General features: G+C 40.1%; 14 protein-coding genes. 10 read left to right on the top strand and 4 right to left on the bottom strand.

What is annotated here, in order from left to right; all coding sequences use genetic code 11:
• Positions 1–110 precede the first annotated feature (110 nt).
• From ACXAG7_RS10320 to ACXAG7_RS10295, 6 genes are read left to right on the top strand one after another with little or no spacing between them, the layout of a single operon-like run.
• A complete protein-coding gene (locus tag ACXAG7_RS10320) occupies positions 111–458 on the top strand; it encodes a DUF4377 domain-containing protein (protein WP_408045624.1) in 348 nt (115 codons plus the stop codon).
• Positions 455–811 carry a DUF6970 domain-containing protein gene (locus ACXAG7_RS10315; protein WP_408045625.1) on the top strand — a complete coding sequence of 119 codons (357 nt, stop codon included), beginning with the start codon at positions 455–457 and terminating at the stop codon, positions 809–811. The genes ACXAG7_RS10320 and ACXAG7_RS10315 overlap by 4 nt, the downstream gene beginning before the upstream one ends.
• Positions 799–1,197 (top strand): hypothetical protein, encoded by a 399-nt coding sequence (locus ACXAG7_RS10310; protein WP_476666756.1) that lies wholly within the window; start codon positions 799–801, stop codon positions 1,195–1,197. Before ACXAG7_RS10315 ends, ACXAG7_RS10310 begins: the two co-directional genes overlap by 13 nt.
• Positions 1,198–1,220: 23 nt before the next feature.
• On the top strand, positions 1,221–1,760 hold the full coding sequence (locus ACXAG7_RS10305) for an RNA polymerase sigma factor (protein ID WP_408045699.1): 540 nt from the start codon (positions 1,221–1,223) through the stop codon (positions 1,758–1,760).
• Complete coding sequence (locus ACXAG7_RS10300; RefSeq protein WP_476666755.1) at positions 1,761–3,110, top strand: hypothetical protein; 1,350 nt, start codon at positions 1,761–1,763, stop codon at positions 3,108–3,110.
• Positions 3,111–3,120: 10 nt separating this feature from the next.
• Positions 3,121–3,516 carry a hypothetical protein gene (locus ACXAG7_RS10295; protein ID WP_408045628.1) on the top strand — a complete coding sequence of 132 codons (396 nt, stop codon included), beginning with the start codon at positions 3,121–3,123 and terminating at the stop codon, positions 3,514–3,516.
• Between the two features lie 54 nt (positions 3,517–3,570).
• On the opposite strand, the gene ACXAG7_RS10290 is transcribed toward ACXAG7_RS10295, so the two are convergent.
• Together ACXAG7_RS10290 and ACXAG7_RS10285 are read right to left on the bottom strand one after the other, a co-directional pair.
• The gene (locus tag ACXAG7_RS10290; protein WP_476666754.1) at positions 3,571–4,344 is read right to left on the bottom strand and encodes a 3'-5' exonuclease; all 774 of its coding nucleotides are present in this window, start codon (positions 4,342–4,344) and stop codon (positions 3,571–3,573) included.
• A 93-nt stretch (positions 4,345–4,437) separates the two neighbouring features.
• Positions 4,438–6,597: a T9SS type A sorting domain-containing protein gene (locus tag ACXAG7_RS10285; RefSeq protein ID WP_476666753.1), complete on the bottom strand. Its 2,160-nt coding sequence runs from the start codon at positions 6,595–6,597 to the stop codon at positions 4,438–4,440.
• A 202-nt stretch (positions 6,598–6,799) separates the two neighbouring features.
• Here ACXAG7_RS10285 and ACXAG7_RS10280 point away from each other — a divergent pair, with 202 nt between their 5' ends.
• Together ACXAG7_RS10280 and ACXAG7_RS10275 are read left to right on the top strand one after the other, a co-directional pair.
• Entirely contained in the window at positions 6,800–7,498 is a 699-nt protein-coding gene (locus tag ACXAG7_RS10280; RefSeq protein ID WP_408045631.1) for a response regulator transcription factor, read from the top strand.
• A gap of 94 nt (positions 7,499–7,592) precedes the next feature.
• The gene (locus ACXAG7_RS10275) at positions 7,593–8,633 is read left to right on the top strand and encodes a sensor histidine kinase (RefSeq protein WP_408045632.1); all 1,041 of its coding nucleotides are present in this window, start codon (positions 7,593–7,595) and stop codon (positions 8,631–8,633) included.
• On the opposite strand, the gene ACXAG7_RS10270 is transcribed toward ACXAG7_RS10275, so the two are convergent.
• Both ACXAG7_RS10270 and uvrC read right to left on the bottom strand, forming a co-directional pair.
• The gene (locus ACXAG7_RS10270) at positions 8,630–10,831 is read right to left on the bottom strand and encodes a patatin-like phospholipase family protein (protein WP_476666752.1); all 2,202 of its coding nucleotides are present in this window, start codon (positions 10,829–10,831) and stop codon (positions 8,630–8,632) included. The two genes, ACXAG7_RS10275 and ACXAG7_RS10270, sit on opposite strands and share 4 nt — an antisense overlap.
• 3 nt (positions 10,832–10,834) lie before the next feature.
• Complete coding sequence (gene uvrC, locus ACXAG7_RS10265) at positions 10,835–12,625, bottom strand: excinuclease ABC subunit UvrC (RefSeq protein ID WP_476666751.1); 1,791 nt, start codon at positions 12,623–12,625, stop codon at positions 10,835–10,837.
• Between the two features lie 69 nt (positions 12,626–12,694).
• On the opposite strand from uvrC, the gene ACXAG7_RS10260 reads away from it, so the two are divergent.
• A complete protein-coding gene (locus ACXAG7_RS10260) occupies positions 12,695–14,467 on the top strand; it encodes a MutS-related protein (protein ID WP_476666750.1) in 1,773 nt (590 codons plus the stop codon).
• Between the two features lie 71 nt (positions 14,468–14,538).
• Positions 14,539–15,531 carry a GTP 3',8-cyclase MoaA gene (moaA, locus tag ACXAG7_RS10255; protein ID WP_408045636.1) on the top strand — a complete coding sequence of 331 codons (993 nt, stop codon included), beginning with the start codon at positions 14,539–14,541 and terminating at the stop codon, positions 15,529–15,531.
• Positions 15,532–15,543: the final 12 nt, after the last annotated feature.

The raw sequence follows: 15,543 nt of genomic DNA, 5'->3' as shown, positions 1-15,543 counted from the left end.
AAAAATACAAGTATTCTACGCAACCTTTTTAGTTTTTCCGCATCTAGCTATAAAAGAACGTTCATAAATACCATTTTTAAGTAGTCTACAACCTAAAAACATCTGTAACTATGATACGAACCGCATACTCAACATTACAAAAGCTCTTTCGCGTAGCCCATGGAAATGCGCACTCGAAAAAGCGACAAGAACGCTACCTCACCATTGCCTCGACACCTTGGGTGGTGAACGATGAAAACAAAGGGTGGTTTGTAAAAGATCGCGGAAGCTCACAATGGCAGCGATGGACCCTACCCATTCACGGATTTCACTACGAGTTATCGTATGAATACGAAGTATTGGTAAGCAAAGACTTTACACCCGATGCAACCGTCCCGAACTATTCTTTAGTCCGGATATTTACCAAAACGCAAAAAAACTCTCGAAATTTACCTCAACCTTTAGCTGTAAACTCATGAAAAAACTCATCGTATTTCTTATCGCGCTCAGTTTTCTGTCGTGTGAAGATTCCAAGCCCTTTACCAATACTTGTAACGCGAGCGATCCGATAACACAGTTGCCCTGGTTGCAAAGCATTAAAACGAGCTTAGAGCAGTCAACCACTGCCGGACAAAAGGAAATCATTCAGTACTTCTATAAAAATCAAACTGTTTACCTAGTAAACCCTTGTAAAGGCTGTGCTGACAATTTAATTACGGTATACAATTGTACCGGTGAAAAAGTATGTGAATTTGGCGGGGTTGCTGGCCTCAACACCTGTCCTGATTTTGAAACTACCAAAACCAATGAAATTATCTTATGGACAAAATAACAACACCCTTACTCGCAGTTGTAATAACACTTCTCCTCTTCAGTTGCAATGAGGTAGATACTGTACCTGCAAGTAGTCAGGAAAATGACCAAAAAGTACTGTTAGAACTCCTAACGGAAATAAAAAGTACAGCGAACAGCACTCCTTGTACCGATGCGACAACCTGGAAGTATACCGCCTATGGCAATAAGGCTTGTGGTGGCCCACAAGGCTACCTAGCTTACCCTACCAACATCGATACTACTTCCTTTTTAGCTAAGGTAGCTCGCTACACGCAAAAAGAACGAGCTTTCAACGAAAAATGGGGGATCGTTTCTGATTGTAGTATGACTCAAAAACCCGTTGGAATTCGCTGTAATAACGGGAGCGCTGAACTAATTTATTAGTATTTTTAAAAAAACTCAAAACTATTAACCTACAGGCTATCATAGAAAAATGCATTCAGCAAGACCGCAAGGCACAAGCAGAACTGTACCAACTTTTCGCTGCTAAACTCTTTGCCGTTTGCCTAAAATATTCCCGGAATTACCAGGATGCAGAAGATACCTTACAAGATAGTTTTATCAATATTTTTAAAAAAATACACCAGTTTAAGCACCGCGGATCGTTTGAGGGATGGCTAAAGCGATTGACCATACATACGGCACTACAGAAATTCAGAAAACACACGCCTTTGCAAATAGTAAAAGACGATGATGTAGAAGAAATTGAAGAGGTTGTATATGATGAAAACAGTGTACCCGTAGATTTTTTACTCGGCTGTATCCAAGAATTACCCGATCGATATCGCTTGGTTTTTAACCTCTACGTATTGGACAAGTACGCACATAAGGAAATTGCCGAACTGTTAAAAATTACCGTAGGAACCTCAAAGTCTAACCTTTCTAGGGCTCGTATGATTTTGAAAGAAAAAATTGAAGTACAGCAAAAAATACAAAAAGAAGCGTAAATGAATACTCAAAAAGACATAGATAGATTGTTTCAGGAAAAACTAGAAGGGTTTGAGGCACAGCCACGTCCAGAAGTTTGGGAACAAATCGAGGCGCGACTTGAAAAGAAAAAAAGACGCGTACTTCCTATGTGGTGGTTGTACGGCAGTGTGGCTGCCCTATTGCTTTTAGCGTATTTGTTGTACCCTTTGTTCAGCGGAACCAGTCCTCAGCAAATTCCTGAAATCCCTGTAATTATCACGGAAGAACCCGTAAAGAGACCTCTAGATCAACCTAGTTTAGTTGTACCGGTTGATACTATTCATACGTCTGATGACGCTCCTGTAGAAGTCGCTACCAATTCGCCTCAACAGCGTTCCATGGGTGGCGCTTCCGGAGGAGTTCAAACAGCAACTAAAATTACTAACATCCCAAAACAACGAGATACTGGTACTGTGATTGCTTATGAAAAACCTTCCGATACAGCAAAAGAAGGGGTTGTATCGGATGTACTAAAAAGCGCTATGGAAAAGATTTTTAGTACCGATATTTCTACTGTTGACAACGATAGTTTGCAACGCGTAGCCAAGCATTCCAAAGCTAAAAAAGACTTTGTAAAGGCCATGGCAAACAAAGACAGTATAGACCTTCCGTCAAAATCGAAAAAAAGCTGGTCGGTAGCACCTGTTTTTGCCTATACCCAAGCCAATTCATTTGGCAATGCATCACCTGTTGACCGCAGTTTAAATACTACCAAAACTCAAGGAAAAGATGCGTTTGCTTACGGACTCCGTGTTGCTTTACAACTCGATAAAAAATGGACCTTGCAATCGGGCGTAATACTGCAAAAAATGGGATTCTCTAATGGAAATCTCGCTGTTTTGTCGAATGTGCGCAATAGTGCCTTATCGGGAATCGAGTACGAAGGAGAAGCCGTGTACCTCGTGAATAACTCAGAAATTACGGATAAGGCTGTAGCCTTGAACACCGCTAATGTCAGCGCACAAAATGCGCAGTTAGTGCAAGACTATCGCTATATAGAAATTCCCTTAGAAGTTCAGTATACCTTCTTGGAAGGAACGCGATTCCGTTCGAAACTCGTCGGAGGTGTCAGTTCTTTATTTTTACAACAGAACCAAATTCTCTTGCACACAGAAAGCAGTTCGCGCGTGCTCGGAAAAGCGAATAACTTAAACAGTATTAATTTTAGTGGAAATATAGGTTTGGATTTTCAATACGACTTAAACGCTAAGCTCCAATTGAGTATCAACCCTATGTTTAAGGTCCCCTTTCAAACCTTCTCGAAAAATTCCAACGGTTTTCAACCGTACAACTTAGGAATTTATTCGGGACTTATTTATCAATTTTAATCCAATCATCATGAAAAAAATACTTTTACTAGGCTTGATATTTAGCTTTTTAACCAGCTGTTTAGACAATAAAAACTTGGCTGCTAAATACCTGCCTATCGACTCGTTTGAGACTCCCAGTAGTTTCACGTATAGAACTGTCGATACGATAAAAATAAAATATTCATTGCCCAATAGCTGTCATAGCTACCACAGTTTGTATTACCAATATCAAGATACTGCACGCATCATTGCTATCAGAGCTCTTGAAGATTTGGAATCGGCATGTATAGAACAAGTATTTGAACGCGAATTGATTGTTCCAATTCAGGTGACTCAGCGCCAATCTTATGTATTTAAGTTTTGGAAAGGGAAAGATTCAAACGGACAAGATCTGTACGAGGAAAAGGTAGTACCTGTAAATTAGTTCAAATATAACGCCTCCAAAGCGATACTGCTACTTGGAGGTGTTTTTATACCCTCAGCCAAACTGTCCTTGTAATTCTGCCGCTTGCAATAAAGGCAGGTCGTTCAATCGCAAGTACACTTGAGCTACCGTTAGCATATCTCGTTCGCAATACCTCACAATTCTTCGAAGGTCTTTATCTCGGTAATACACCCTTGCAACATCGCTGCCTTCCATAGCTGTTTTTGGCGAAGGAATTCCTAAAATATGGCTCAATAGCGCCAAGGAAGTATAATGTTTAAAATCACCAAATTTCCAGAGTTCCAAAGTATCTATATGATGGATCTCCCAAGGTTTTTTACCAAAAAATTCCAATGCCTTTGGCAGGCTGATATTATGGATTAGCATGCGTCTTGCCAAATACGGAAAATCAAATTCTTTACCGTTGTGAGCGCAAAACAACAAGGTATTACAGTTAAACTCCTTGTACAAATACCTTTTAAAAGCCTTTAATAATTGATGTTCATCGCGGTGATAAAATGACTTCACACAGAATTTTCGAGTCGGTTCTAGGCTTGTAAAAAAGCCTGTAGAAATACAAATCACCTTTCCGAACTCTGCCCAAATACCAGCGCGTTCGTAGTAAATTTCTGGCAATACGTCTTTGCGCAGATAGGCGGTCTTTTTTTCGAACAACTGCCGCTCCGCTACAGGTACCTCATTCCAGTGTTCAAAGCGAGGTACAGTTTCAATATCAATAAATAGCAATGTACTCAAAGTCCGCAGACAACTCGACCTCTCCGAACGCCGTGTAAACGGGGAATTCAGCCCCAACTTTTTCTTACCCATTTGGTCTTTTTTAGGTAATGTAGCATTTCTTAGCACAAAAAAAGAGAGCCATTTTTTAATGACTCTCTTTGGTGTAACTGACGGGCAGTTCTTTTATTTTACTACTAATTTCTTAGTCGCTGTTTTAGTTCCTTCGGTAACTTTTAATAAATAAATACCGGCATTCAATCCGTGAAGATCTATACGGTTTGTCAATCCTTTTACCACTTCGGTGTGAACTTTGCTTCCTAAAACTGTAAATATTTCTACCTTCTTTGCTTCGCTTGACGCTGTTGTCAACGCAAACTCTTTATCCAAAACTGGGTTTGGATAGGCAGCAAATCCGGCGATGCTATTTTTATCTATCGAGGCTGTTGCTCCTTTTGGAGTCACGTCTTTCCAAGAAGTTGCAATTCTCAACTCATCGAATAAAATACTCGGTGTTTCACTGGTTGAATCTTGACGCAATAAGAAACGTCCTAAACTACTTGGAATATCGTTTCCTGTAGCTGTTGCCTTTAACGTAGCTGCTGGTGCTGAGGCTGCTGCAAAAGAAGCCGGTGCTGGGTTTTCCCACAACAACAATTCTTTGCTCGTAAAATCAAATCCAACTACTAAAAACACTTCTTCGTTTGGAGTGTGTAAAGTACTTGTATAGCTCGCGCTGCTGCTTCCTGTGCTCATTCCGATTTTGTACTTGGTAGCATCGGTAGCATCTTGCTTTAACCAAATTCTACCTTTATACGATCCTCCTGGCTCTGCTAAAACAGCAAAATAACCGCCGTTTGCATTGGTCAATTTCGTGATATCTGCAGCTGTAAATACAAATGATACATATACAGTACCTGCCTTTTGTTGGTAAAACTCTAGGTATGGATCGGCTCCAGCTCCGTCAAAACTCACCATGTTTCCTGTTGGATTTGGGAACTCTGCTGCTTGGTAAGGATTTCCTAAAGTGGCCGCTACTACTTTTACTTTGTCCGTTGAAGTTGACGTTGTTTGCCATAAAGCTGCATCTGTTAATTTACTGTCGGCAGCGTAATCAAACGTTTCTACAATTGGAAACGCTGTACAGGTAGGACTGTATAAAGTTCTCGAAAAATCACAGCTACTCGTAGCATCCCCGACGATGGTTACTTTTACGTCTGTCCCTTCCGTTAATCCGGTAAATGTGATTTTACCAGAAGCCACAGTGCTCGGGTTGTCACCTCCGATGGTTCCAACATCTGAACCGCCTACTTGTGCTTTAATCGTATAAGTAACCCCTGTATTTCCACCAGTAAAGGCAATTGATCCGCTGAAAGTATCGGTACCTGCTGTAAGTGCATCACAGGTCGTTTCGATAGCTCCAATAACTAAATCACAAGGTTTATTTACCGTGAAATTTCTGGTCACATTCACCGCTGTAGCTAAAGGATTTCCGCTGTTGTCTACCAACTCCATATAAACCTTATAACTCGTTCCAGCAGTTACATTAATACTGATGTCATTGGTATCGTATTTTGCTGCTTGCGCTACGTCATTCAATTTCCATTTGATATATCCATCTCCAGTACCACCGGTAGCCACGTTAAAATTAGTTACGTTAAACTTCACCGTTACGGTAGCTGCATAAGGTACTACTTGATTTTCGGTAGGTGAAGAAATGCTTAACGAAGGTGTTGAAGAACATCCGTTAAAGCTTCCTAAACTTCCCCACTCTGAATCTTTAGCCGTTACTATCCATTCAGAATCTCCTGCATTGGTTCCTGCAGAGGCTGCCCAATCTGCGTTCGGCTTACACACCGTTGCTTTACGCGTTAAGGTATGGTCTTTGGTTGCATTGGCAACACCTGCTACCTCCCAAGCTGTTCCTGGGTCAGTAGTAGGAACTCCTACCACATCGATTAAGGTAAAGGCTCCTGAACCGTTGTCTTTAAACAAACCTATAGCATCATCTCCATTATAGTGAACAGGACTTTCATAGGCTAATTTTAAATCTGCTTTCGCTAAAATAGTCGCATCGGCTGCATCTGTCGCAATCACGTATACGGCTCCGGCGTTTAAAGTTCCTGTCAAAGCCACATCTCTTTCGGCTTTCCAATCTCCTCCGTTGTTAGATCCGCGAACTTTGTACTTCGATAAGTCCACATTCGCTCCCGTTCCATTGTAAATTTCGATAAACTTGTTATTACTACTCCCTTCAGCGTACATACTAATGTACAGATCAGTAGCCTGGCCAAAAGTTGCTTGGCAAAGGATTAATAATAATACAAAAAAGTAATTTTTTTTCATTTGCTTGTAGGTTTAATTTTTGTCGAACAAAATTATAAAACCGCAGCGCATTGTATATTAACTTAACGTTAAGTACCTGAAAAATAAAGGCTAGGACTCGTAGAAGTTTCAGTAACATTAAATCAACGTTAAGTTAAAGCACGATGCAGTCAAATTGTTATTTTATCGTTACTTTTGGGTATTATTACCTAAAAAAACACGTATGAATACTAGTGATATTAAGATTTTGTTGGTAGACGATGAGCCAGATATTTTAGAAATAGTTGGTTACAACCTGAAATCTGAAGGATATCAAGTTTTTACAGCAAATAACGGTGCTGAAGCAGTGAAAACCGCGAAGAAAGTAAGTCCTCATTTAATTCTGTTAGACATCATGATGCCAGAGATGGATGGTATTGAAGCTTGCGAAAAAATTAGGGGAATCAAATCGTTAGAAGATGTGATTATTTCCTTTTTAACGGCACGAGGAGAAGATTATTCACAGGTAGCCGGATTTGACGCTGGTGCTGACGACTACATCACCAAACCCGTAAAACCTAAGGTACTTGTAAGTAAGGTAAAATCACTACTCCGCAGGCTTAAAACGGAAGAACAAGCAGACGCTACGACAAAGATTGGTGATATTGTTATCAACCGCGATGAATACGTAGTTTTCAAGGGAGAGAATAAGATTTCTTTACCTAGAAAGGAATTCGAATTGTTTTCATTGCTGACCTCTAAACCTGGAAAAGTTTTTAAACGCGAAGTAATTTTAGACAGTGTTTGGGGTAATGAAGTTGTGGTGGGAGGTCGTACCATCGACGTTCACATCAGAAAGCTCCGAGAAAAAATTGGAGACGATTATTTTAAAACTGTAAAAGGTGTTGGGTATAAATTTGTACTGGAAAACGCAGACAAATAAGCCCCAAAACTTAAAAAAATACCATACACTAAGTAGATTGCCTTACCGCAATCTACTTTTATTATTTACACAGCAAAAGTAAAATTTCTTACTCGTGAAAATTAAAAAAACCTACAAATACGCGCTGTCTTCAGCCCTTTACTTGACCATACTGTCAATTACCTTTGCCGTTCTGTCTTATTTATTGTTATTTAAATACTTAGGATTTGTGACGGTGGTTATTTTTGGGCTCCTGCTATTTGTAATTTCATTTTTTGTCATTCAATACCGCGCCGAACATTTTATTTATCAGCGAATTAAAAAACTCTACGAGAACATTTCTATTTTAGATGTCAATGATCTCAAACGAAAAAAAGTTACTACCGATGTAGAAGCATTGACTAAAACCGTGCAGGAATACGTGGAAGGAAAGAGTGAAGAAATTGCGCATTTGACGCAAAGAGATTCTTTTAGACGCGATTTTCTTGGGAATGTTGCCCACGAGTTAAAAACTCCATTATTCACAGTACAAGGGTATATTCTAACGCTTATGGAAGGAGCGGCTGACGATGAAGAAATTCGTACAAAATACCTAGAACGCGCCAATAAAGGAGTCGAACGTTTGACCTCAATTATCAAAGATTTGGACATGATTGCCAAACTAGAAACAGAGGGTATGAAAATGAATATCGAAACCTTTAATATTTTAGAACTCATCCAAAACGTGTTTGATTTGTTCGAGATGAAGGCAAAAAAACGCGGAATCAAGTTGCTTTTTGATCGCGTTTATGAATTTCCCTTTTTCGTAAAAGGTGATATGGAACGCATAGAACAAGTACTCATTAACCTCGTTGTAAACTCTATCAAATACGGTAAAGTAGGCGGTATTACTACAGTGAGTATCGAAAATTACAATTCCAGAAAATTCATCATCAAGGTTACCGATAATGGAGAGGGAATTAAACAGGAACACCTTTCACGACTTTTCGAGCGCTTTTACCGCGTTGATCAAAGTAGATCACGCGAACAAGGAGGTTCAGGGTTAGGACTCTCTATCGTTAAACACATCATCGAAGCACACGGAGAAACCATCCTGCTCAAAAGTAAATTCGGAGAAGGTTCTGAGTTCTCATTTACCCTAGAAAAAGCCGTTTAAAACCAAAAACCTAAGTTGAATAACCAATACTGTTCATCGTGGTCTGGTGACCAGGAATATTTAATTTCTATCGGCCCGATAAAGGTATCTACGCCATAACCAATCGCATACCCCGATTTGGTATTATCAAAGAGTTTTCCTCCAGCGAAAATATCGTTTTCTACACGCGCATAGTTGGCTATAAAACTCGCAAAATGATTGGGTATTACGCGGTACCTAAACGCAAATTCTGACTTTAAGTACGACTGATCGTTGAGCATGCCCGTATCATATCCGTAAAAAGACACGAAATTATTAATGAAGTTTTTGTTATAGCCTCCCAAACGGAAATCAAATAATTCATTGGATAAGTTCCCCAAAGTATAGCCCGCTGAAGAGGTATATTGAAAAGTCAATCGGTCAAAAAATGTGGTCGCCACACCTATGCTTCCAGAAATTTGAGAAAACTGACTGTAGCCATCACTTCCTTGCGGAAATTGTGCCATTTTTCGATTTCGGTCAGACCATACATACCATTTGAACCCGATGTCTGCATGGACACCTCGCGTAGGATAATAGGCGTGATCATAAGAGTCTAACTTTAAAAAACTGTACAGGTTGATATAATTACTATTGTCAAAAATAGTTTCCTCTCCGTTGGTTAAAAAGGTATCAGAAGTAATTTTGATTCGCTTGTTTTCAACCCCCACACCAAAGGCAAATTTCTTATCAATAGTCGTTTGTAAATACAAGGCATTGGTAAAGTCTAAATACCTCAAATTTATAGAATTGATGTTCACATCTTCATCGAAGAAAAAAGAACCTTTAAATGAATTGTATCGCGAGGTAAACCCATAACTCGGCAGCAAACCATTATCGACAAAGTAATTGAGTTCGTAACGTATACGGTCACCGATACCGACATCAAAATTGAATTCGTCGTTCTGACGCAGCACTTTTTTATCGTGGTAGTTTAGCAATACCGCCGATTTGTACAACAGGTCGTAATGCAGTCCAAAACGCAAATACGATTTAATTTTATCTTCTTTTACGGTAAGTACTAGTTTTTTACCCTGAAACGACTTTTGGAAGTGATAATCAATGCGCTCAAAATTATTAGTGGCTGTTAACGAACTGATTTTTTTTGAAACATCTTTGTACGACACACTGTCTCCTTCACGCAATTGTAGCTTTCCTAAAACGTAATTGTCCGTGTAGTTTTTGTTTCCATTGATAATAATTCTGTCAACCAAAAATTTAGCATTGTTGTTGGGCTGTGTCAAAATGCGTTTCTTTCGCTTCTGTAGTTTAGCAATACTGTCAAACACCGCGTGGTAAGGTTTTGCTGCCCGAATACCCTCTTTCAGAATTTCTCCTTTTCTATCAAAAGAAATTACGCTGTATTCCAAAATATTAGGCTTGAGCGAAATGTCGAGTAATTTAACCTGCTCATCTGCTTTCTTATACATTTGGAAATTGATGATTTGCAGCAGCAAGGACGCCACAGACGACAACTCGTCTCTTTTAAGCAACTGCCCTTGAACGTTGACTCCAATAACCAAATCAACGGGTTTGGTACGCATGATATCGACGGGGTAATTGTTAACCACACCTCCATCTACTAACAGACGTCCGTCTATTTCTACAGGATTAAGTAGTGATGGGAAGGCCCCACTGGCTCGGAGCGCCAAGGGCAATGATCCCTTTTCTAATACTACCTGTTTTCCGGCTTCTATATCTGTGGCAATGCAATAAAAAGGTATAGGAAGCTTAGAAAAATCTTCTATTTCGTCTACTGGTGAGAGGAGTTCTGTCAAAAAGTTAAGTACGTTTTGTCCTTTGGAGAGGCCCAAAGGCAAACCTACGCCTCCTTTTTTTATGGGCAGCGTAATGGCGTATTTTTCTCCGTATTGTTTCCTAAAAAACGGCTTAGCATCACGGGTAACTTTATCTTGTAACAAGGACATAAAATCGGCCTCATCAATTACCTTTTCAATTTGACTCGCCGAATATCCCGCGGCGTAGAGTCCACCTACTATGGCTCCCATGCTGGTACCACCGATATAGTCAACTTGCACTCCGGCTTTTTCCAGTTCTTTTAAAACGCCGACATGGGCAAATCCTTTAGCTCCACCTCCGCTCAACACCAATCCGATGCGGGGTTTTTCTTGGGCAAAAATCCCAGTGCTTAACAGTAGTAGTAATAGTAGCTTTTTCATAGGTTAATCTTTGTGGTAAAACTGATATACTTTTTGGGCTCTTGCATGCCCTACAACTTCCTTTAATTCTTCTAAACTAGCACTTTTCACCCGTTTTGCCGATTTAAATTTTCGCAACAGGTTTGTAATACTTTGTTTACCGATATCCGGTATTTGTTCCAATTCGGATTGAATAGCACTCTTGCTTCGCTTGTTCCTGTGGAATGTAATTCCAAAGCGGTGCGCCTCATTTCTCAAAAATTGAATAATCTTTAGCGATTCTGATTTTTTGTCTAAGTACAGGGGAATACTATCACCGGGATAGTAAATTTCTTCCAAGCGTTTGGCAATACCAATAATGGCAATTTTACCGCGTAACCCCAGGGCATCCAAACTTTTCAATGCCGACGATAACTGTCCTTTACCCCCATCGATCACGATGAGCTGAGGCAGGGGTTTGTCTTCGTCCAACAATCGTTTATAACGCCTGTACACCACTTCTTCCATCGATGCAAAATCATCTGGACCTTCCACGGTTTTTATGTTAAAATGGCGGTAGTCCTTTTTACTGGGTTTACCGTCTTTAAAAACAACACAGGCAGCAACGGGATTGGTCCCTTGTATGTTGGAGTTGTCAAAACACTCGATATGCCTCGGTTCAACTCGCAAACGCAAATCTTTTTGCATCTGTGCCATAATGCGCTTTACATGACGCTCAGGATCTACTATTTTCACCTGCTTAAACTGCTCTTGACGGTAGTATTTAGCATTCCGTACTGAGAGGTCAACAATGCGTTTTTTATCTCCCAATTTAGGAACTATCACTTTTATTTTTTCTCCTAAATCCACCTCAAAAGGCACGTACACCTCCCGCGAAAGGGAAGTAAAACGCTGTCGTGTTTCAAAAATAAAAAGCTCTAAGATTTCCTTATCTGTCTCGTCGAGCTTCTTTTTAATTTCTGTGGTATACGACTGGACTATAGCCCCGTTCATCACTTTAAAAAAGTTGACATAGGCGTGTTGCTCGTCCGAAATAATCGAAAAAACATCCACATTGTTGATCGATGGATTTACAATGGTTGATTTCGCCTGATAGTTTTGAAGTGCCCCTAACTTTTCCTTGATCTTTTGAGCCTCTTCAAACTTCATTTCAGCGGCGTAATCCATCATCACCTGATTAAAATACGCCAAACTGTCTTTAAAATTTCCGCGAATGATATTTCGTATTGCTTTGATATCGCGTTGGTAATTTTCTTCTGTTTGCATGCCTTCGCAAGGGCCTTTGCAATTTCCCAAGTGATATTCTAAGCATACTTTGTACTTGTCTGCTTGGATTTTTGTTTCGTGTAAATCGTAATTACAAGTGCGCAAGCTGTAGAGCTCTTTGATGAGTTCAAGAAGCGCTGTAACGGTTTTTACATTGGTATAGGGACCAAAGTATTCCGAACCGTCTTTTACGACTCTCCGCGTAGAAAACACCCTCGGAAATCGTTCTTTTTTTATGCATATCCACGGATATGACTTATCGTCTTTTAAGAGTACATTGTACCTAGGTTGGTACTTCTTTATCAAGTTATTTTCCAACAGCAAGGCATCCGTCTCGGTATCGACCACGATGTGTTCTATGCGCACAATTTTTCGTACCAAAATTCGGGTTTTACCGTGTTCGTGATTCTTGGTAAAATAAGAGGAAACGCGCTTTTTTAAATTCTTCGCCTTCCCTACATAAATTATGGTATCATTTTTGTCAAAATACTGATATACTCCTGGCTGATTTGGGAGTGTTTTTACTTGTAATTCTAATGCTGTTGGCATACTACGAAAATACGATTTTATAAAAAAATATGCAGCTAATAGCTTACTTTTATCCGTTCAAAATATAGCATGACTAGTCCAATCAATTTTTATACCAATCAGGTATCCCTCTTAGATAAAGAACTCGAGAAAACAAAAAAAACATTAAATAGCCTTCGCATAGGGCGCTTACTTGTCTTTTTAAGTGTTGCTGCTTGTATGTATTTCTATTTTTCTCAACCGTATATCCTCGTGAGCTCTGGTGCTTGCGGGCTCGCTGTTTTTACGGTACTCGTCGTCCAATTTCAAAAGTTCAAGCACCGCTTAAAAATCCTGAATTTCAAGCGTGACTACAACCTGCGAGAACTGGCTGTGCTCAATGGAGATACTTCGGTGCTCACAAGCACCGGTAAAGAATTTTCCAATCCTTCACATTCCTTCAGTCACGACATTGATTTGTTTGGACAAGGATCTTTTTTCCAATACGTGAACAGGACGGTTACCCGCGATGGTAAACAACATTTAGCAACCTTGCTTACAAGTAATGACATCACTGAAATCGCCAATAAACAAGCTGCTGTAAAAGAATTGGCAACAAAAGCTATATGGCGTCAAGATTTTTCTGCCAAAGCCAGTACTGTAAATTCTGACAAGACCACCGATGCTCTTATCGACTGGATTAAAAACTACCGTAGTGACTTGCCCAAATACAGTGCTTTTGTACCTTTAGTTTTTGGTGGTATTTCAGTAGTTACCCTAGTACTCACAGCATTCGGTATACTCCCCATAGGAGTGCTAGTAGCCCTGCTAATCAGTGGCCTTGCCATCAGTGTTACCCAACTAAAAAAAACACAAGCCATTTACACCCAAGCGAGCGCGGCGAAAGATTTGTTTAAGCAGTACCAACTGCTACTCGAAGAGATCGAAAATCAACAGTTTGAAGCTTCTTTACTCGTCGCAAAACAACGTGCTATTGAAAGTGAACAACGCAAAGCCTCGGCAATTATCAAGCAATTCTCAAAAATACTCGACGCCTTTGATCAACGCAATAATATCATTGTTGCTCTTGTTGGGAATGGGCTGTTTTTATGGGACTGGAAACAAGCTTTCAAAGCTGAACAATGGCTACAACATTATCAAATTCAAGTAGCCTCTTGGTTTGAAGCAGTACAGTTTTTTGACGCTTACAATTCTCTGGCGAATTACCAATACAACCACCCTGAATTTTGTACCTCAGAGTTACAATCTCACGATGCGGGAATTGAAGCCTCCTCTTTGGCTCACCCCTTACTGAAGCCAACGGTCCGTGTAGCCAATGATTTCGGAATACAGACAGCCGATTTCTTTATTGTAACTGGAGCAAACATGGCGGGAAAAAGCACCTTTTTACGCACCGTAGCACTGGCTATAGTCAGCGCCAATTGCGGTTTACCTGTTTGTGCGAACTCGTTTAAATACCGTCCTATCAAACTCATTACCAGCATGCGAACGGCCGACTCGCTCGCAGAAGATGAATCGTACTTTTACTCTGAACTCAAGCGACTTAAATTTATCGTAGATACCATTAAAACAGATCGTTATTTTATTATTCTCGATGAGATTTTAAAAGGTACCAATAGCTTTGATAAAGCACAAGGTTCAAAGCAGTTCGTTCACAAGCTGAGTCGTTCTAATTCAACGGGAATCATCGCTACCCACGACGTTAGCCTGTGTGAACTCGCAACGGAAGTTCCGAGCATCCACAATTACTTTTTTGAAGCTACGATTACTGGGGACGAATTGAGTTTTGACTATACTATGAAAACCGGAATTTGTAAAAATATGAATGCTTCGTTTTTACTCAAAAAAATGGAAATCGTTTAGGACTACTCGTTTAGGCTCCTTAATTTCATTTTCCTGTATCGGAAGCAGTACGAAATCCGTACCTTTGTCTTATGCAGAAACTCGTTGATAACTTTGGTAGACAAATAAATTACGTGCGCTTGGCAGTTACAGACCGCTGTAATTTGCGCTGTCAGTATTGCATGCCTGCAAAAGGAATCGACATCGTTCCGAGAAAGGAACTGTTGACGTATAAAGAAATGTACCGCATTATCCGCGTACTTACTGAACTCGGCGTTCAAAAAGTACGTTTAACGGGTGGAGAACCTTTTGTAAGAAAAGATTTTGTTCAGTTCTTGGAGATGCTCTCGTTTAACGACCTCTTAGAAACTATCAATATTACCACCAACGGTGCACTCATAGCAAAACACATTCCTACGCTCGAAAAACTGTCAAAAATCAAAAGCATCAACCTCAGTATTGACAGCCTTCAATCAGAAAAGTTCCATACCATCACCCGACGCGATGTTTACAAGGAAGTTTTTGAAAGTTTCGAACTGCTCGAGCAAAGCTCTCTTGACCTCAAGCTCAACGTAGTAGTACAATCCGGGTTTAATACGGATGAAATCAACGATTTTGTGCGCCTAACGCGTGACAAAGCCATTGCCGTTCGCTTTATTGAAGAAATGCCGTTTAACGGTAAAGGACAGCGTAGTTTGGAAGAAGCTTGGAACTTCCAACGTATTTTAAATGAAATTTCCTCAGAATTTTCACTGACAAAACTACCGGGGGCTCCTTCGGAAACCTCCAGAAATTACCGCGCTGCAAATCATTTGGGTACTGTTGGAATTATTCCTGCCTTTACCAGAACTATTTGCAATGACTGTAATCGCATACGTCTCACCTCTACCGGACTCTTAAAGAACTGTTTGTTCGATGATGGCGTTTTTAATATTCGCGATTTTATACGAGAGGGAGCTAGCAACGATGACTTAAAACAATTGTTTCTCCAATTGGTAAAACAGAAACCAAAAAACGGTTTCGAAGCGGAACAAAACAGAAAACGAGGTTCCGTTTCGGAAAGCATGTCAACCATTGGAGGTTAATACACCAAACGA

It is taken from the genome of Tenacibaculum sp. AWR4_210, assembly GCF_056160945.1.
The sequence above is the reverse complement of the archived record's forward strand: the minus strand, read 5'-3'. Positions and strand labels throughout refer to the sequence as shown.